Origin of the sequence: Bradyrhizobium sp. CER78 (genome assembly GCF_029846235.1) — a bacterium.
Lineage (GTDB): Bacteria > Pseudomonadota > Alphaproteobacteria > Rhizobiales > Xanthobacteraceae > Bradyrhizobium.
In genome coordinates this window covers 43,079-61,253 of the sequence record NZ_JARVWP010000015.1, presented here as the reverse complement: position 1 = coordinate 61,253, position 18,175 = coordinate 43,079, and the positions used below count along the sequence as shown (strand labels likewise).

Sequence of the window (18,175 nt, the reverse complement as noted above, 5' to 3'; positions counted from 1 at the left end):
TGCTCTAGATTGCGCCGATGATGGCCCCGACGCCCGAGCCCACCCCTACACTGCAGCAATTGCTGGCCTTTTACCTCGAGGCCGGGGTCGACTGCGCGCTTGGCGACGAGCCGATCAACCGGCTGGAAGAGCCCGAACCAGTTCCCGCCCCCGCCGCGCCGCGGCCGGTGGCGCTCAATCCGCTGCGCCCCGCGCCGATGCCCGCCGTTCCGCGCAGCGAAATCACCGTCGCGCCGGACGCCGCGATCGCCTCGGCGCGCGAGGCCGCGCGCACCGCGCCGACGCTTGAAGCATTGCGCACCCTGATGGAGACGTTCGACGGCTGCGCGTTGAAGCACACCGCGACCCGGCTGGTGTTCGCCGATGGCAACCCCGAGGCGCGCGTGATGTTCGTCGGCGAGGCACCGGGCCGCGACGAGGACATCGAGGGACTGCCGTTCGTCGGCCGCTCCGGCAAGCTGCTCGACCGCATGATCGCCGCGATCGGGCTCGACCGCCGTTCGGCCTATATCGCCAACGTGATCCCGTGGCGGCCGCCGGGCAACCGCACGCCGACGCCGCAGGAGACGCAGGTGTGCCTGCCCTTCATCCAGCGCCATATCGAGCTGGTCAATCCCGACGTGCTGGTGACGCTGGGCAATCCCTCGACACAGGCGCTGCTCGGAACGCGCGAGGGCATCATGCGCACGCGCGGCAAATGGATCGATTACGACACCGGCACCCGCACGATCCGCGCCGTCGCCACCTTCCATCCGGCCTATCTGCTGCGCTCGCCGTCCTACAAGCGATTGTCGTGGCAGGATCTGCGCGCGATCGCGAAGGTGCTGCAGCCGGCGACGGCTTAGCTTCGTAAGGCGGGTTAGCGAACCGTAACCCACCGACTTTGCTCACCGCGGAGAGAAATGGTGGGTTACGCCTTCGGCTAACCCACCCTACAGATCTGCGTCTTGCTACCCCTTCGGCCGCACGATCGCCCAGCCGATCCGCAGCACCGGCTGCCGGCCATTGACCAGCCGGTCGAACGAGCGCGGCACTTCGGGCACGAGACCGGGGAAACGTTGCGCGAGTTCGGGCGGCGGGGTGCCGGCGGTGTCCTGCGCGCGCCAGACCACGACGCCGCCGGTCTCGTTGAACTTCGCGACCGACAGCCACGGCGTCCGCTGCGGCGCGGCGTCGAGCAACAGATGCGGGCGGCGCCCGTTCATCGCGATCAGGCTGGCGAGCTCCGGATCGCCGGCGACGGCGCGCAGGCGCTGGTTGGTGCGGCGCTCATAGCTGTCGTCGAAGAAACGCCCCATCGCGACTGATGGCAGCGAGGTCGGCACCTCCTTGGTGCTGGTCCAGGGCTGGAACAGCGCCGCGGCCAGCGCGAGCGCCGCGGGCGCTGCGACCGCGAAGGCCCACACCGAACGCAGCAGCCGCTGCCGCCGCAGATGGATCAGATCGCCGGTCGCGACGACGACCGCCAGCCCCGACATCAACAGCGCCACGCCGGCGCCGCCGAAGGCGCGATCCAGATCGAACAGCCCGGAGATGAAGCTGCTCACGATCGCGGGCGCGAACGCGAAGAAATAGACGAATTGCTGCGCCAGCGGACTGACCGGCGGACGGTAGATGATCGGCGCGTCCTCATTATCGCGGGCGAACCAGCGCGAATTGAGGATCGCCAGCAGCACGATCGCCCCCGTCGCCACGATCAGTCCGCCGAGCACGACACCCCAGCGCAGTGCGCGCGCCTTGAGATCGGCGAGCGCAGGCAAGGCCGGCAGCGCCAGCACGTCGGCGCGGACCAGCCAGATCAGATAGGGCAGCGCCAGCACGATGATCACGAGCAGCGCATAGAGCGGATCGACCGCACGCAGCGTGCGCCGCCCGCGCTCGGTTGCGACCGCAAAGCCGACCACGAGCAGGATCATCCCGATCGCCGCCGGCGTCGTCAGCAGCAGCAGACCGCAATCGATCGACCAGGCGAACCAGGCGCTGCGCCGGTTCTGTCCGATCAGTTGCCAGGAATGCAGCAGCAACAGCGCCCAGAGCGGGCGCGCCAGGATCAGCGGGCCGAACTCGACGCTCGGCGAGGAGAATACCACGACCGTCATCGACAGCAGCACCGCCAGCACGCCCTGCGGGCCGCCGACGATGGCGCGCGCCAGCTGGTAGAAGGCGATGAAGGTGGCGATCTCGCAGACCTGCGCCAGCAGATAGACGCCGAACACGTGATTGCCGGCGGCGCGGAAGGCGATGTCGGCGAGCCAGAACGCCAGCGGCGGCCCCATGTCGGTGCCGACCTGATATTCGCGGCCGAAGGCGAGCACGGTGGCGAGATTGCCGGGCGGGCAGCCGTAGAAGATCAGCGGCAGCAACAGCCAGATCGCGGCCTGCACCAGCACCACGACCCACACCACGAGGCGCGGCCGGGCGCGGATCAGTTCGACAACCAGGGAGGTAAACCGCATGAAACGCCTGAAATGCCCCAGCCACCCGCGAGCATGATCCGGAAAAGTGCGAAGCGGTTTTCCGAAAAGATCATGCTACAACATGGCGGCGCCATCTGATCCCGAGGGTTTTGATAACGGCAGGCGGCGGTGGAGGCAACCATGGCCGGAAGTGCGCCCCCTGCAAAGCCAAACTCCGCTGTCATCACCGGTGAAAGCGGGTGATCCAGTACGCCGCGGCCTATCGATCGAAAACGACCGCCTCTGGAATACTGGATCGCCCGGTCGAGCCGGGCGATGACAGCGTTGGGTGGGTTGGAGGCGGTGCGCGCTACGCCGCTTCGGATGCCGCGGCTTCGCTTTCCGAATCGACCGTGAACAGGTCGGGCTCGGCCGGCGCCGGAAAATGCTTCAGCCGCGCGGCGACGACGGGGGCGAAGAAGCTGCGGTGATGGCTGCTCGGCCCGAGCCGGTCCAGCGCCTCGAGGTGTTCGGGAACGCCATAGCCCTTGTGCTGCTCGAAACCGTAGCCGGGGCAATCCAGCGCCAGCTGGCACATCAGGCGGTCGCGCGTCACCTTGGCGATGATCGAGGCCGCCGCGATCGAGGCCACGATGCCGTCGCCGCCGATCACGGCGTCGCAGTCGCAGGGCGTGGCGAGCTTGTCGCGGCCGTCGACGAAGACGTGCTTCGGCATCTCCGGCAACGCGTGCACCGCGCGCGCCAGCGCCCACAGCGAGGCGCGCAGGATGTTGTCGCGATCGATTCGCGCCGGTGAGGCCACTGCGACCGAGAACGCAGCGGTCGCGCAGATCTCCTCGAACAGTTCCTCGCGGCGCTCGGCGGTCAGCCGCTTCGAATCATCGAGGCCTTTTGGAATCCGATTGGGGTCCAGCACCACGGCGGCGGCGACCACGGGCCCCGCCAGCGGGCCGCGCCCGGCCTCGTCGCAGCCTGCAACTGGCCAGACGCCACGCTTGATCAGCGCGCGCTCGCGCCGGAAGCTCGGTCGCGTCACGGTGATGACGCGCTTGTCCGGCGCGGCTGACTTGGCCGGCGTCTTTTTGGACGTGCTCTTGGACGTGCTTTTGGACTTGTCCCGAATCATGCGGGGATCGTGATCAAGCGCCGCCCGCGGCGCAACCGGGAACCGGGCGCCCTTCCCCGTTATTCAGTCCTGCTCGCTCGTCGGCCCGCGCTAGTCGGGAATCGACACCCGTCCGCTCTCGAGAACCTCGAAACCCGGCGCCCGCACCACTTCCCAGGCGTGACCGTCGGGATCGCCGAAATAGCCGCAATAACCGCCATAGCTGGTCGGCTGCGCCGGCTTCAGCAGTTTGGCGCCTTTCGACAGCGCGAACGCCATCACGCGATCGACCTCGGCATCATTGTTGCAGTTCCAGGCAATCGAGACGCCGTGGAATGCAGCCGGCCGCGGCTGATCGGGCAGCCCGGCGTCGTCGGCGAGCAGATGCCACGGGAACAGCCCGAGCACGCTGCCGCCGGTTTCGAAGAAGGCCACCTCCGCACCGGTCGCGCGCATCTTCCTGGTGAAGCCGAGGGATTCGTAGAAGGCGATGCTGGCGCGCATGTCGCTGACGCCGAGCGTGAGGACGGTGAAGCGCGGTGTCGGGGCGTTACTCATTGTTGCACTCACTCTATTTATGGCGCCGTCGCCGTTTTGTTTCTTCGTAGCCCGGATGGAGCGAAGCGCAATCCGGGGCCTGTGTCTGCAGCAAGACTCCCGGATTTCGCTGCGCTTCATCCGGGCTACGGTTCCCTAAAACAAGCTCAACTGCTGCCCGCTGCGCTTCGGCTTGGCGAAATGATCGGTGGTCAGCTTGGTGCGCCGCTTGTTGAGGCCGAGCTTTTCGCACGCGATCTCGAAGCGGCGGCCGATCATCCAAGCCATCGGGCCGGTGCCCTTCATCCGCGTGCCCCATTGCGAATCATAGTCGCGGCCGCCGCGCATGTCGCGGATCAGCGTGAAGACGTGGCGATAGCGGTCCGGATAGTTCGCCATCAGCCATTCGCGAAACAGATCGCGGACCTCGAGCGGCAGCCGCAGCAGCACGTAGCTCGCCTCTTTCGCGCCGGCATGCGCGGCGGCATCGAGGATGCGCTCGATCTCGGAATCGTTCAGCGCCGGGATCACGGGCGCGACCATCACCGTGGTCGGGATGCCGGCGTCCGCGAGGCGCTTGATCGCCTCGAGCCGTTTCGGCGGGGTCGAGGCGCGCGGCTCCATAGTGCGGGCGAGCTTCGGATCGAGCGTCGTCACCGAGAGCGCGACCTTTGCAAGATTGCGCTTGGCCATTCGCGCCAGGATGTCGATGTCGCGCGTCACCAGCGCCGACTTGGTCACGATGCCGACCGGATGGCCGGCGCGCTCCAGCACTTCGAGAATGCCGCGCATGATCTTCCGCTCGCGCTCGATCGGCTGATAGGGATCGGTGTTGGTGCCGATCGCGATCATCCGCGCTTCATAGTCGGGCGCCGCCAGCTCCTTCTCGAGCAGCGCCGGCGCGTCCGGCTTGGCGAACAGTTTTGACTCGAAGTCGAGCCCCGGCGACAGGCCGAGATAGGCGTGGGTCGGCCGCGCGAAGCAATAGACGCAGCCATGCTCGCAGCCGCGATACGGATTGATCGAGCGATCGAAGCCGATGTCGGGCGAGTCGTTGCGGGTGATCACCTTGCGCGAGGTGTCTAGCGCAACGCTGGTGGAAAAAGGCGGCAGGTCTTCGAGGCTCTGCCAGCCGTCGTCGAAGGCGACCCGCGCCTCGGCCTCATAGCGGCCGCTGGCGTTGGACTGCGCGCCGCGGCCGCGCCGCCGCTCGCGCTCGATCGCGACCGCAAGCTCGGGAAAAGGGGTGGGTGCACCCGCCGGGTTATCGGAGGGCGCCGTTACCGGCGGGTGCTTGAGGGCATGAGAGGATGCTCGGCTCATGTTCCGAAGCTAACACAGCACAAGAACAAATCAAGAACATGAGCGGAGAAATTCCACAGAACCTTGCTACAAAATTCCGCAGGCGAACAGGCTGCTTTGAATATGACAAGGTGATAACACGGCCGGAGTTTCCAGAACCATTTGAGCCACCGAAGCCTCAAATCATGCTGAGCGTGATCATTCCAACCGACGGGATCGAGCGCACCGCGGTCGCGACATTGGCCGCGCTGGTGCCGGGCGCGGCCGCCGGCGTGATCCGTGAAGTGCTGCTGGTCGACCGCACCAATACCGACATCATGGAGCGCGTTGCCGACGTCGCCGGCTGCCGGTTCCTGCGTTTCGAGGGCACGCGCGCTGCGGCGCTCGCGGCCGGCGCACGGCAGGCGCGCTCGCCCTGGCTGATGTTCCTGCATCCGGGCGCGGTGCTCGATGCCGGCTGGATCGAGGAGACCACCCAGTTCATCCAGATGGTGGCGGCAAGCGGCAAGGACCGCGCCGGCATCTTCCGCTACGCCCGCGCACCCTACTCCGACCCCGGCCTGCGCGACGGTCTCAAATTCGTTGCCCGGATGATCGCCGGGCCTTCGGCCGAACAGGGCCTGCTGATCGCGCGCGAGCATTACGAGCGGATCGGCGGCTACCGGCCGGACGCCCGCCGCTCCGAGGCGCGGCTGCTGCGCCGGCTCGGCCGCTCCTCCCGCACCATGCTGCGCAGCCGGATCATGGTCGCATAAAGGCTATTGCATATTATTTGATTCCGTCAAATAATATATTTGATGAAATCAAATTCCTACGACGCCGCCCTCGAGAGCCAGGTTGCCGCGGTCCGCGGCTTCAGCCGGTTCTATACCCGCAAGCTCGGCATCATCGAACCGAAGCTGCTGCACTCCCCGTTCACGCTGCAGGAAGCGCGGATCATCTACGAGCTTGCGCACCGCGAGCACTGCATCGCGACCGACCTGGTGCGCGATCTCGACCTCGATGCTGGCTTCGTCAGCCGCACGCTGGCAGCGCTGCAGCGCCGCCAGATCGTGACGCGCAAACCGTCGAAGGCCGACAAGCGCGTCAACGAGGTGGCGCTGACCGCCAAGGGCCGCGCCACGGCCGCAGACCTCGACAGCCGCTCGCGCGACGAGGTCGCGGCGCTGCTGATGCAGATCGACAGCAACCACCGCGCCGCGGTGGTGCATGCGATGAGCACAATCGAACAAGCGTTGGAGCCAACCATGCAAAAACCCACCGGCTTCCTGCTGCGCAGCCACCGCGTCGGCGACATGGGCTGGGTCGTCTCGCGACAGGGACAAGCCTACGCCGCGGAATACGGCTGGGACATCAGCTACGAGGCGTTGGTAGCCGAGATCTGCGCGCAGTTTCTGCGATCGTTCGATCCTGTCCGCGAGCATTGCTGGATCGCGGAGGTCGATGGCGAGCCGGTCGGCTCGATCTTCCTGGTCAACGGCGGCGACGGGGTCGCCAAGCTGCGGCTGTTGCTGGTCGAGGAGAAGGCGCGCGGGCTCGGCGTCGGCCGCGCCTTGGTCGAGCAATGCATCCGCACCGCGCGCGAGAAGGGCTACAAGAAGATGACGCTGTGGACCCAGAGCATCCTGCTCGCCGCGCGCGGCATCTACGCCCGCGCCGGCTTCCAGCGCATCAAGGAAGAGAAGCACCAAAGCTTCGGCGCCGATCTGGTCGGCGAGACCTGGGAGCTCGAGTTGTGAAGCCGCAGCGCCGCGACACCGGGCGGCGCGTGACGGCTGAGCTGATCTCATTCTATACGCGCAGGGCGCATGCGCTGCGGGCCGAGACGTATCGCGACGCGGTTCGGACGTTGTGGCGCGGCTTGATCAGATTGATCGGCGGTTGATAGCTTCCCGATCGCGGAATCTTGACTCCGTAGCCCGGATGGAGCGCAGCGCAATCCGGGAACGCTACCGCCGCGGGGAAACTGCCCCGGATTTCGCTTCGCTTCATCCGGGCTACGGGGACCGGGCTCGAAATTCCGGCTTCGTGCTTCGCAGCCCCGGAATGACGAGGGGATAAAAGCCTACGCACTCGACCCCTTCGCCTTCGGGCGGCGCAGATGCTCGTCGAGCCGCGGCATGATCTCGACGAAATTGCAGGGCCGCGTGCGGTAGTCGAGCTGCGCGGCCAAAATGCCGTCCCAGCCGTCGCGGCACGCACCAGGCGAACCGGGCAGGCAGAAGATGAAGGTCGCGCCGGCAACGCCGGCGGTGGCGCGACTCTGGATCGTCGATGCGCCGATCTTGGCATGGCTCAGCATGTGGAAGGCGATCGAAAAGCCGTCCATCCGCTTCTCGAACAGCGGCTCGACCGCCTCCGGCGTCACGTCGCGGCCGGTGAAGCCGGTGCCCCCGGTGGTGATGACGGCATCGACGCCCGGATCCGCGATCCAGCGCCGGATCACCGCACGGATCGCCTCGACATCGTCGGTGACGATCTCGCGGCCTGCGAGCTTGTGGCCGGCCGCGGTGAGGCGGTCGGCGAGCGTCGTGCCGGACTTGTCATCCGCCAGCGAGCGGGTGTCGGAAATCGTCAGCACCGCGATGTTGAGCGGGACGAATTGCTTGGTTTCGTCGATCGAAGACATGGCCTGCTCTCTCGCTCCCTCTCCCGCTTGCGGGGGAGGGTTGGGGTGGGGGTGGCACCGCGAGTCATATAGTGGAGAGAGCCCCCACCCGCATCGCATCTAACGATGCGATGCGACCTCCCCCGCAAGCGGGAGAGGTGAACTGAACTCGCGGCCTTGCCCCTCTTGAACCGGCTTCCTAACCGCCGCCGAACGTGTTGCAGGCCTGCACGGTGCCCTGCTGGTAGCCGGTCATGAACCATTGCTTGCGCTGCGCGGCGGAGCCGTGGGTGAAGGAATCCGGCACCACCCGGCCCGTGGCCTGCCGTTGCAGCGTGTCGTCGCCGATCGCGTTCGCGGTGGTCAGCGCGGCGTCGATATCGCCGGCCTCGAGGAAGCCCGGCCGCTTCTTCTCCTCGCGATTGACCCAGACGCCGGAGAGACAATCGGCCTGCAGCTCGACCTTGACCTGCAGCGCGTTGGCCTCGGCCTTGCTGCCGGCCTGCTGCTGCAACCGGTTCACGCGCGGAATGATGCCGAGCAGGTTCTGGATGTGATGGCCGGCCTCATGCGCGATGATATAGGCCGCGGTGAATTTGCAGGCGTTGCCCGAGCAGCCGCGGAAGCGCGTCTCGACCTCGCGGAAGAACCCGGTGTCGAGGAAGATGGTCTTGTCCGGCGGGCAATAGAACGGTCCCATCGCCGACTGCGCCATGCCGCAGCGGCCGCCATTGGTGGCGTTGCGGAACAGCACGATCTTCGGACCGGTGTAGGACTGACCGCTGGCCTTGAAGATCTCGCTCCAGCGATCGTCGATCTCGCCGAGGATGCCGGCGATCATGCTGCCCATCTCGTCGGTCGGCGCGCCGCGCTTGGCCTGCCCGCCCGACGACTGCCGATCGGTCTGGTAGGTCGGCGCCTGGCCGCCGCCGGTGAGAATCTCGGCGCCGCCGATCAGGATGCGCGGGTCGATGCCGAAAGCATAGCCGAGCAGGCCGAGCACGATGACCGTGCCGATGCCGAGCCCGCCACCGCCGCCCATCGGAATGCCGAAGCCGCCACCACCGCCGCCGCCTCCGCTGTCGTCGCGACGGTCTTCGATGTCGTCGCTGCGGCGGAAATCATCATAACGCATGGCGGTTTCCCTTCATCCCCGTCGGCGACCCATTGCGGGACACACCAACCTAAAATTTCCATTCTGTTAATCAATATCCTGCCCGGCAAAAATTGCCTAGCCCGTTGCACGCGCATCCTTTGCGCCGCGAACGCTGCAAACGCCGGCCAATTTACCGGCCGAATCGTGCCGGTTTGATGATCCGAAAAATTTTTCGCAGAACGCGCTGATGTTGCAGCACAACGCCGACGACAATGCGCCACGTCGTTCAAAAACTGCTGCAATCTTTTGCATGAACATTTCCAATTAAGTCGATTTTTACTTTGCCGGGTCAATGTGGCGCCAGTCGGTTGTTTAGTCCCGCGTCGCCGACAGCGTCGCCTGAGTCAGAGTTCTTGAGTCATGGTAGTGTCGCGTCGCGGGGCGTCTGCAAGGGCGCCCCGCACTAAATTTGAGAGTGCCCCGTCGAGCCACATCGTCATTGGCGATTGCGTGGCCGAATTGTCGAAGCTTCAGGCCGGCTCGGTCGATCTGGTCTTCGCCGATCCTCCCTACAATCTGCAGCTCAAGGGCGATCTCAAGCGCCCCGACGAATCGCATGTCGATGCCGTCGACGACGACTGGGACAAGTTCTCGTCGTTCGCTGCCTATGACGATTTCACCCGCGCCTGGCTGCTCGCCTGCCGCCGCGTGATGAAGCCGTCGGCAACGCTGTGGGTGATCGGCTCCTATCACAATATCTTCCGCGTCGGCGCGATCATGCAGGACCTCGGCTTCTGGCTCCTGAACGACATCGTGTGGCGCAAGTCCAATCCGATGCCGAACTTCCGCGGCCGCCGCTTCACCAACGCGCACGAGACCATGATCTGGGCCGCGCGCGACGAGAAGGCCAAAGGCTATACCTTCAACTATGAAGCGCTGAAGGCGTCCAACGAGGACGTCCAGGCGCGCTCCGACTGGCTGATCCCGCTGTGCACCGGCGAGGAGCGCCTCAAGGGCGACGACGGCAAGAAGGTTCATCCGACGCAGAAGCCCGAGCAGCTGCTCGCGCGCGTGCTGCTGTCGTCGTCGAAGCCCGGCGATCTCGTGATCGATCCGTTCAACGGCACCGGCACCACCGGCGCCGTCGCCAAGCGCCTCGGCCGCAACTATATCGGCTTCGAGCGCGACCGGACCTATGCCGCCGCCGCCGAAGCCCGCATCGCCGCGATCGAACCGCTGCCGGAGGCAACGCTGGCGCCGTTCATGACCGCGCGCGAGGCGCCGCGCGTCGCGTTCTCCGAACTGATCGAGCGCGGCATGATCGTGCCCGGCGCAAAACTGGTCGACGCCAAGAAGCGCCACGGCGCCCTGGTGCGCGCCGACGGCGCCATCATGCTCGGCGACAAGGTCGGCTCGATCCACCGCATCGGCGCGGTCGCGCAGGGCTCCGGCGCCTGCAACGGCTGGACCTTCTGGCACGTCGAGACCAAGACCGGCCTCAAGCTGATCGACGAGCTGCGCGCCGAGATCCGCTCCGAAATGGCGGTGGGCTGAGCGGGCCGTAGAACTCCCCACTCGTCATTCCCCCGATGCGCAATTGCGCATCTGGGGATGACGCATGGAAATGACGCCGTCTTGAACGCGGGCCGCCTTGTTGCATCATATCGGCGGGGCTAGATTGAGCGACGTCACTTGCCGTTTCGATTGGTCGCCCCGATGCGAAGACAATCCGAGACTTTGCTGCTGGTGCCGCTGCTGCCGATCTTCCTGCTCGGCATGTTTCCGATGCTGCTGATCGGCCTGCTCGGATTCTTCGGCCTGATCATTTTCGGCATCCTGCTGGTCTGCGTTGGGCTGACGCTCGCGCTCGAGGCGCATGGCGAATTCAACGAAGAGATCATCGTGCATGGCTTTGCCCGCGGCTCCGAGCGCGCGACGCAGCTTTCGCACCTGCATGCCGCGACCCGCTCCGCCGCTTTGCTGGACCTTGCGGGAATTGCGCTGGTCGTCGTGGGTATCCTGGGCTTCTTCTGGGCCGGCTGACCAGCGCAGCACGCGACCCTGATTCACAAACTCGTCGCTTGCGCGTTGCGGCGAAATTTGCGCAAGAGGGACGCGTCTGCGGCCTTCCCCGCCGCGTCCCGTCTCGCCGGTCGCAAGAACCAAGGGAGTCACTTCATGATCAAATTCTATTTCAATGGCGCGCCGAACCCGAACAAGGTCGCACTGTTCCTGGAAGAATCCGGCCTGCCGTTCGAGGCGATTCCGGTCGACACCCGCAAGGGCGAGCAGTTCGCGCCTGATTTCCTGAAGGTCAATCCGAACGGCAAGGTGCCGGCGATCGACGATGACGGCGTGCTGGTGTTCGACAGCAACGCCATCCTGCTTTACCTCGCCGAAGAGCACGGCAAGTTCCTGCCCGCCAACACCCCGGCCAACCGCGCCGCGACTCTGTCATGGCTGATGTTCATCGCGACCGGCCTCGGCCCGTATTCCGGCCAGGCCGTGCACTTCAAGCATTTCGCGCCGAAGGACCTCGACTACGCCAACAACCGCTACCAGTATGAGGCGCACCGCCACTACAAGATCCTCGACGATCACCTGGCAAAATCGCGCTACATGGTCGGCGACAGCTACACGATCGTCGACATGGCGTTCTGGGGCTGGGCGCGGATGGCGCCGTTCATCCTCGGCGAGGAAGGCTACGCGAAGTATCCGAACGTGAAGCGGCTGGTCGACGAGATCTCGGCGCGGCCGGCGGCGACGCGCGCGATCGCGCTGAAGGACAAGCACACCTTCAAGGCCGAGATGGACGACGCGGCCCGCGACATCATGTTCGGCCACCTCAAGAACAAGGTGGCGTAAGCCGATCGATACGACAGCAAGACGGCGCCCTCACGGGCGCCGTTTTCATTTGTGCGGCCTTCTTGCGGTGCGCGGCTATGCCGGAAACGCGCCGAGCGCCTTCTCGGTCAGGACCGAGTCGCAATATTCCCGCACCTCCTTGATCCGGCCGCCGTCGAAGCGGAACACCAGGCAATAGTCGTTATCGTAGCGCTGGCCTTCCTTGGTGAGGTTGTTGCCCTTGGCCTCGACCACGACGATGTCGCCGTCAGCAATGATGCGATGCGCGACGGTGCGGCCGCGCTCGACCAGCTTCGAGCGGACGTGCCCATGCAGGTCGGTCATGATCGATTGCTTGCCGGTGAAGGTACGCGACCAGGAATACTGCCCGGTCACGGTCCAGATCGCGTCGTCGGCAAGGACAGTCATGAACAGCGATTTCTCGCGCACCGCGGGATCGGGACTGCCCGCGATCACAAATATCTCCTGCACCAGTTTCTTGTTGTCGGCTGCGCTCATGGCGCGTCTCCTTGCGATGGGTTGACTCTGATCTCGGGCGCTGCTGCGCGCGAACCGCGGTTCGCTACGCGTGAGAACGCCTTGCCTCCTGACCATGCGGCACCGACGCGCATTCTTCCAATCGATAGGTGATATGATATATATTCACCTGATGAATTTGAATTCGCTTGACCTCAATCTGCTGGTCGCACTCGACGCATTGCTGCGCGAGGCCAATGTCAGCCGCGCCGCGATGCGGCTGCGTTTGTCGCAGCCGGCGACCAGCCACGCGCTACAGCGGCTGCGCGACCTGATCGGCGACCCGCTCTTGGTGCGCAACGGCGCGCGCATGGAGCTGACGCCGCGGGCGCAGGCGCTGCGGCTGCCGCTGGCGCAGGCGCTCGACCAGGTGCGCACGCTGTTCATCTCCGACGAGTTCGACGCCGCGCGCAGCGAGCGGCATTTCCGCCTGATGATGCCCGATCTCGCGGTCGAGCTCTTGATGCCGTCGCTGATGGAGAAGGTGACGCGGCTTGCGCCCAACGTCACCATCGACGTGGTGCCGTGGCGGGGACCCGCGATCTTCGCACCCGAATTCGCCCGCACCATCGATCTCGTGATCTCGATCGGTGACTCCTTCAAGGGCTTTCACCGCCAGCGGCTCTACACCGACAGCGACGCGCTCGCGGTGCGCCGCGGCCACCCGGCCGGCACAAAGCTGAAGAAGCGCGAGGCATTCCTCGCCGCACGCCATGTCGCCGTCATCATCCGCGGCCAGAACGAGGATTTGATCGACACTTGGCTGCGCACCAAGGGCATCGAGCGGCCGATCGCGCTGGTGGTGCCGGGCTATATCGAGGCGCTGCACGTCACCGCGCGCACCGACCTCGTCGCCTTCGTGCCGCGCCGGCTGATCTCGGCGCTGTCGAAGCAGCTCTCGCTGGTGACGGTGACGCCGCCGCTCGATCCCGGGATCGACGAGCAGCACATGTTCTACCCGACGCGAGCACAGATGGATCCGGGCTCGATCTGGCTGCGCAAGCTGATGCTGGAGACAGGACGGGAGCTGGAGACGGGGAAGGCCACATAGCGCGGCGCTCTATCCCCGTCGTCCCTGCGAAAGCCGGGACCCATAACCACGGCTGTGAATTGGGGATGAAGGGTTGTGGCCCCAGCGTCGCGCCACAAAGAAGATTTGGGGTTATGGGTCCCCGGCCTTCGCCGGGACGACACCGAATGTTTGGCGTCTACGCTCTCTGCTCGGCCAGCACCTTCTGCACCGCCGGCCGCTGCTCCATCGCCGCGCGATGCGCCTTCACCTTGGGCAAGGTCGCGATGTCGACGCCGTCGCCGTCGAGCCAGAGCGTCAGCGTATAGAGGTAGGCGTCGCCCACCGTGTAGCTGTCGCCCATCACCCACGGTCCCGCGAGCATGTCGCGCTCGATCAGGTTGAAGCAAGCGCCCATGGTCTTCGGGATCATCGTCTTCATGTCGGCGAACGACGTCTCCTGCGTCGCCCAGCGCGCGCCGCGCATCTTGTGGGCGTGGCAGACATGCACCGTCGAGCACAGATAGGAATTGAAGGACTGCAGCCTGGCGAATGCGAAGGCGTCGTCGAGCGGTGCGAGCTTCGCCTGCGGATAGGTCTGCGCGATGTAGGCCAGCATCGCAGGGGTCTCGGTCAGCACGCCGCGATCGGTCACCAGCGTCGGCACGCGGCCCTTGGGGTTGATCTTGAGATACTCAGGGCTGTTCTGCTGGTTGACCTTGAAGTCGAGCCGCTCGACCGTATAGGGCGCGCCGGCTTCGGCCAGCGCGATGTGGGAGGCGAGTGCACAGGTGCCGGGGGCGGTATAGAGCTTGAGCATGACGTTGTCCTCTGCGGGCCTTGTCGGTTCGCTCTGAACCCGGCCCTTACCTTTTTATGGGATGCGGCGGACGTTAGCGGCAGCATCCCCTGCCGTCCACCCCGCGCGCTGCCGCGGACCTTGCCCGCGGCGCCGCCGCCGTGCGATGACCATGGCCAATCGAGAGGGCTTTTCATGACTGTACTGATTGCAGGTGGCGGAATTGGCGGGCTGACGCTGGCGCTCAGCCTGCACCAGATCGGGGTGCCCTGCCGCGTATTCGAGAGCGTGCCCGAGCTGAAGCCGCTCGGCGTCGGCATCAACGTGCTGCCGCACGCGGTGCGCGAACTGATCGAGCTCGGCCTGCACGATGTGCTCGATGCGTCGGCGGTGCGCACGCGCGAGCTCGCCTATTTCTCCAAGCACGGCAAGCCGATCTGGAGCGAGCCGCGCGGGCTCGAGGCCGGCTACAAATGGCCGCAATTCTCGATCCATCGCGGCCGGCTGCAACAGCTGCTGCTCGATGCCGCGACCGCGCGGCTGGGCGCTGCGAACATCCTGACCAGCCATCACCTCACCGGCTGGAGCGAGACGGCGGACGGCGTCCGCGCCGACTTCATCGACCGCGCCACCGGCAAGCCGGCGGGCGGCCATGACGGCGCGGTGCTGATCGCCGCCGACGGCATCCACTCGGCGGTGCGCGAGAAGCTCTATCCGAAGGAAGGACCGCCGATCTGGAACGGCCGCATCCTGTGGCGTGGCATCACCCGCGGCAACGCCTTCCTGACCGGCCGTACCATGATCATGGCCGGCCACGAGACGTTGAAGTTCGTCTGCTATCCGATCTCGAAGGAAGCCGGCGCCGACGGCAAGTTCGACATCAACTGGGTCGCCGAGCGACACATGCCGCCGACCTATCAGTGGCGCCGCGAGGACTATAACCGCACCGCAAAACTCGACGAGTTCCTGCCGTGGTTCGAGAGCTGGAATTTCGACTGGCTCGACGTACCCGGCCTGATCCGGAACTGCCCGCATGCCTACGAATATCCGCTGGTCGATCGCGATCCGATCCCGCAATGGACCTTCGGCCGCGTCACGCTGATGGGCGACGCTGCGCATCCGATGTACCCGATCGGCTCCAACGGCGCTTCGCAGGCGATTCTGGATGCGCGCACGCTGACGCGCGAGATCCTGGCGCATGGCGCGACGCAGGCGGCGCTATTGGCCTATGAGGCCGAGCGGCGGCCCGCGACCACCGATCTCGTGATGCTGAACCGCCGCAACGGCCCGGAGCAGGTGATGCAGCTGGTCGAGGAGCGCGCGCCTGATGGCTTCAAGGTCGTCACCGACGTGCTGTCGCAGCAGGAGCTGGAAGACATCGCCGCCAACTACAAGCGCGTCGCCGGCTTCCAGGTCGAGGGGCTGAACGCCAAGCCGCCGATCGTGCAGCGGCCGGGCTGACCTAGGCTCGGCTGCAATCTATCCCCGTCATGCTGAGGAGCGCGGTACGCGCGTCTCGAAGCATGCACGGCCCGGCCGGTGGCCGTCGACCCTTCGAGGCTCGCAAGAGCTCGCACCTCAGGGTGACGGATTAAGCTGGAGCGCAAGCCGCTAGCGCAGCGCCCGCGCCGCTTCCACCAGGCGGATACTGCTGCTCGCCGTCGCGAGCAGCGTGCCTTCAGCCGAAGTCAGCCGGCCCTCGACAAAGGCGATTGTCTTGCCGAGCTGCGTCACGGTGGCCTCGCCGGTGATCGGTCCGGGCTTGGCGGGCGCGAGGAAGTTCACGGTCATCGTGATCGTCGTGGTGTAGAGCCTGCCCTCGGTCATCACGAACACCGCCGGTCCCATCGTGTCGTCGAGCATCGCCGAGAGCATGCCGCCCTGGATGAAGCCGGCCGGATTGCAAAAATCCTGCTTGCCGTCGAAGACGATCCTGATCCAGCCGTCCTGCGGACGCGCGTCGACAAGCTGTCAGCCGAGCAGGTCTGCGCAGGGCGATCTCGGAATGTGGTCGAGTGCGGTTGCGATCATGGCGGCCTCCATTGTGACGGAGGTCGTAACCGAGCGCTGCTGCCAGCATGGTGTCAGCAGGTCAGAGCCTGATCCGGAAAAGCGGGAACCGGTTTTGCGTCAGAGGTCGAGCCCGTGTGCGACCACCTTGCGCATCACGTTCGGAAACGCCTCGCCGTCCAGCGTCGCCACCGGCACCCAGCGCATGCCCTCCGGCGCGCGGGTCCGCGCCGCAACGCTCGCGGTGTAGACGACGAGCTCGAGCGGAAAATGCGTGAACACATGCGTGACGACGCCGGCCTTGCGGTGCCAGCGCGCCATGCCCTTGAGTTCCGGCGCCTGTGCAAGTGCGGCAGCATCTTCCAGCCCGGCCTGCCATTGCGATCCGGGCACCTCGGTCATGCCGCCGAGCAGGCCTTTTTCCGGGCGCGAGCGCACCAGGAGTTCGCCGCCGCGCGTCACCACGAAGGCAGCGCCGCGGCGCAACGTGCCGCTCTTCTTCGGTGCCTTGCGCGGGAACGTCTCCTGGTCGCCACGGGTGCGTGCAGCGCAATCGTCATTCAGCGGACACAATGCGCAGGCCGGTTTCTTCGGCGTGCAGATGGTAGCGCCGAGATCCATCAAGGCCTGCGCGCTGTCGCCGGCACGAGCCGGGCCGAGCAACGTTGCCGCCATCTGCTTGATCAGCGGCTTGGCCTGCGGCAGCGCCTCCTCGATGGCGTAGAGCCGGGTGACCACGCGCTCGATATTGCCGTCCACCGGCATGGTGCGACGGTCGAACGCGATCGCGGCGATCGCGGCCGCCGTGTAGGGCCCGATCCCGGGCAGCGCGCGCAGGCCCTCCTCGGTGTTCGGAAATGCCCCGCCATGATCGCCCGTCACCGCGACCGCGCAGGCGTGCAGATTGCGCGCCCGCGAATAATAGCCGAGCCCGGCCCACATCCTCAGGACGTCGTCGAGCGAGGTGCGGCCGAGCGCGGTGACGTCGGGCCAGCGCGCGACGAATTTCTCGAAGTAAGGCCCGACCGCCCGCACCGTGGTCTGCTGCAGCATGATCTCCGACAGCCACACCCGGTACGGATCCGCCCGCTCCCCGGCCTTCGCGCGCCACGGCAACGTGCGGCGATGCCGGTCATACCAGGCGAGCAGCCGCGCCGGGCGGTTGGCCTGCTGGTCGGTCGATCTGGTTTTGGCGGCCGCGCGCGAACTCATGGACGCATCTTAAGGCACATCCCGCTACGTCATGCCCAGGCTTGACCCGGGCATCCACGTCTTTCTTTGCTGGCCGCGGAAACGCCGCCACAATGATGAACATTGTTTCGGCCACATCGCCACCGCTGCTATAACCCCGTCATGTCCAAACCCGGCCCGATCAGCGCAAAGCCCCTGTCGATCCTGCTCAGCGACGTCTTCACCGACGCCTACGCCAAGCAGGGCTTTGCCGCGCGCGAACTGGTGACGCGCTGGACCGAGATCGCGGGCGAGCGGATCGCCACCTTTTGTGAGCCATTGAAGATGCAGTGGCCGCGGCCGGTGGAGGGCCAGCCCCAGGAGCCGGCGACGCTGGTGCTGCGGGTCGAGGGGCCGATGGCACTCGAGATCCAGCACTCCTCCGACGTGATCCTGGAACGAGTCAACCGATTCTTCGGCTGGCACGCGGTCGGCCGCCTGACGATCCGGCAGGCGCCCCTCTCGCGCCGCAGCCGCCCGGCGCGGCCGCGCCCGCCCGACGCCAAAATCGTGGCCCGGGAGGCGGCAAATCTCGGGGCCGTGGAGGACGACGATCTGCGAGCGGCGCTGGCCCGGCTGGGTGCCTCGATCAAGCGAAATTGACGCTTTTCCGCAGGCCGGCCGCGAGACCCCGGCATTGCCACAATGGCCGTTTCAAGCTAGCGAAGGCTTCTTTTTCGG

Annotated in this window: 19 protein-coding genes and 1 pseudogene; 9 read left to right on the top strand and 11 right to left on the bottom strand. The window is 66.1% G+C overall.

The features are described from left to right. The first annotated feature begins 17 nt into the window (after positions 1 to 17). Positions 18 to 845, top strand: a complete 828-nt coding sequence (locus tag QDT69_RS27440; protein WP_279709587.1) for a uracil-DNA glycosylase — start codon at positions 18 to 20, stop codon at positions 843 to 845. A gap of 105 nt (positions 846 to 950) precedes the next feature. Here QDT69_RS27440 and QDT69_RS27435 read toward each other — a convergent pair whose 3' ends face one another. The 4 genes from QDT69_RS27435 to QDT69_RS27420 all read right to left on the bottom strand — a co-directional run bounded on the left by QDT69_RS27435 (position 951) and on the right by QDT69_RS27420 (position 5,382). After that, entirely contained in the window at positions 951 to 2,456 is a 1,506-nt protein-coding gene (locus tag QDT69_RS27435; protein WP_279709586.1) for a glycosyltransferase family 39 protein, read from the bottom strand. Positions 2,457 to 2,766: 310 nt separating this feature from the next. Further along, a complete protein-coding gene (locus QDT69_RS27430) occupies positions 2,767 to 3,543 on the bottom strand; it encodes a ribonuclease HII (protein ID WP_279709585.1) in 777 nt (258 codons plus the stop codon). A gap of 90 nt (positions 3,544 to 3,633) precedes the next feature. After that, complete coding sequence (locus tag QDT69_RS27425) at positions 3,634 to 4,080, bottom strand: VOC family protein (protein ID WP_279709584.1); 447 nt, start codon at positions 4,078 to 4,080, stop codon at positions 3,634 to 3,636. 135 nt (positions 4,081 to 4,215) lie between these two features. Further along, positions 4,216 to 5,382, bottom strand: coding sequence for a PA0069 family radical SAM protein (locus QDT69_RS27420; RefSeq protein ID WP_279709583.1), 1,167 nt, complete (start codon positions 5,380 to 5,382; stop codon positions 4,216 to 4,218). 164 nt (positions 5,383 to 5,546) lie between these two features. Here QDT69_RS27420 and QDT69_RS27415 point away from each other — a divergent pair, with 164 nt between their 5' ends. Next, positions 5,547 to 6,116 carry a glycosyl transferase gene (locus tag QDT69_RS27415; protein WP_146987164.1) on the top strand — a complete coding sequence of 190 codons (570 nt, stop codon included), beginning with the start codon at positions 5,547 to 5,549 and terminating at the stop codon, positions 6,114 to 6,116. A 42-nt stretch (positions 6,117 to 6,158) separates the two neighbouring features. Then, positions 6,159 to 7,100 (top strand): helix-turn-helix domain-containing GNAT family N-acetyltransferase, encoded by a 942-nt coding sequence (locus QDT69_RS27410; RefSeq protein WP_279709582.1) that lies wholly within the window; start codon positions 6,159 to 6,161, stop codon positions 7,098 to 7,100. 326 nt (positions 7,101 to 7,426) lie between these two features. Here QDT69_RS27410 and moaB read toward each other — a convergent pair whose 3' ends face one another. The 3 genes from moaB to QDT69_RS27395 form a co-directional block, all read right to left on the bottom strand. Then, a complete protein-coding gene (moaB, locus tag QDT69_RS27405) occupies positions 7,427 to 7,990 on the bottom strand; it encodes a molybdenum cofactor biosynthesis protein B (protein ID WP_279709581.1) in 564 nt (187 codons plus the stop codon). A gap of 178 nt (positions 7,991 to 8,168) precedes the next feature. Beyond that, on the bottom strand, positions 8,169 to 9,104 hold the full coding sequence (locus tag QDT69_RS27400) for a zinc metallopeptidase (RefSeq protein WP_279709580.1): 936 nt from the start codon (positions 9,102 to 9,104) through the stop codon (positions 8,169 to 8,171). Positions 9,105 to 9,200: 96 nt separating this feature from the next. Next, on the bottom strand, positions 9,201 to 9,377 hold the full coding sequence (locus tag QDT69_RS27395; protein ID WP_279709579.1) for a hypothetical protein: 177 nt from the start codon (positions 9,375 to 9,377) through the stop codon (positions 9,201 to 9,203). A gap of 108 nt (positions 9,378 to 9,485) precedes the next feature. Between QDT69_RS27395 and QDT69_RS27390 the strand changes: the two genes are divergently transcribed. The 3 genes from QDT69_RS27390 (at position 9,486) to QDT69_RS27380 (ending at position 11,930) form a co-directional block, all read left to right on the top strand. Beyond that, positions 9,486 to 10,619: a site-specific DNA-methyltransferase gene (locus QDT69_RS27390; protein ID WP_279709577.1), complete on the top strand. Its 1,134-nt coding sequence runs from the start codon at positions 9,486 to 9,488 to the stop codon at positions 10,617 to 10,619. A 162-nt stretch (positions 10,620 to 10,781) separates the two neighbouring features. Then, entirely contained in the window at positions 10,782 to 11,108 is a 327-nt protein-coding gene (locus tag QDT69_RS27385) for a hypothetical protein (RefSeq protein WP_279709576.1), read from the top strand. A gap of 135 nt (positions 11,109 to 11,243) precedes the next feature. After that, on the top strand, positions 11,244 to 11,930 hold the full coding sequence (locus QDT69_RS27380) for a glutathione S-transferase N-terminal domain-containing protein (protein ID WP_279709575.1): 687 nt from the start codon (positions 11,244 to 11,246) through the stop codon (positions 11,928 to 11,930). Positions 11,931 to 12,005: 75 nt separating this feature from the next. On the opposite strand, the gene QDT69_RS27375 is transcribed toward QDT69_RS27380, so the two are convergent. Next, a complete protein-coding gene (locus QDT69_RS27375) occupies positions 12,006 to 12,428 on the bottom strand; it encodes a nuclear transport factor 2 family protein (RefSeq protein WP_279709574.1) in 423 nt (140 codons plus the stop codon). A 151-nt stretch (positions 12,429 to 12,579) separates the two neighbouring features. Between QDT69_RS27375 and QDT69_RS27370 the strand changes: the two genes are divergently transcribed. Beyond that, on the top strand, positions 12,580 to 13,497 hold the full coding sequence (locus QDT69_RS27370) for a LysR family transcriptional regulator (protein WP_279709693.1): 918 nt from the start codon (positions 12,580 to 12,582) through the stop codon (positions 13,495 to 13,497). Positions 13,498 to 13,654: 157 nt separating this feature from the next. Here the strand turns inward: QDT69_RS27370 and QDT69_RS27365 are convergent, their stop codons facing one another. Then, positions 13,655 to 14,275 (bottom strand): glutathione S-transferase family protein, encoded by a 621-nt coding sequence (locus QDT69_RS27365; RefSeq protein WP_279709573.1) that lies wholly within the window; start codon positions 14,273 to 14,275, stop codon positions 13,655 to 13,657. Between the two features lie 174 nt (positions 14,276 to 14,449). Between QDT69_RS27365 and QDT69_RS27360 the strand changes: the two genes are divergently transcribed. Next, complete coding sequence (locus QDT69_RS27360) at positions 14,450 to 15,715, top strand: flavin-dependent oxidoreductase (RefSeq protein ID WP_279709572.1); 1,266 nt, start codon at positions 14,450 to 14,452, stop codon at positions 15,713 to 15,715. Between the two features lie 150 nt (positions 15,716 to 15,865). Here the strand turns inward: QDT69_RS27360 and QDT69_RS27355 are convergent. Beyond that, positions 15,866 to 16,285 (bottom strand): annotated as a pseudogene (locus QDT69_RS27355) (PaaI family thioesterase). 99 nt (positions 16,286 to 16,384) lie between these two features. Beyond that, the gene (mutY, locus tag QDT69_RS27350) at positions 16,385 to 17,476 is read right to left on the bottom strand and encodes an A/G-specific adenine glycosylase (RefSeq protein ID WP_279709571.1); all 1,092 of its coding nucleotides are present in this window, start codon (positions 17,474 to 17,476) and stop codon (positions 16,385 to 16,387) included. Between the two features lie 141 nt (positions 17,477 to 17,617). On the opposite strand from mutY, the gene QDT69_RS27345 reads away from it, so the two are divergent. Next, positions 17,618 to 18,097, top strand: coding sequence for a DciA family protein (locus QDT69_RS27345; protein ID WP_279709570.1), 480 nt, complete (start codon positions 17,618 to 17,620; stop codon positions 18,095 to 18,097). The last annotated feature ends 78 nt before the right edge of the window (positions 18,098 to 18,175 follow it).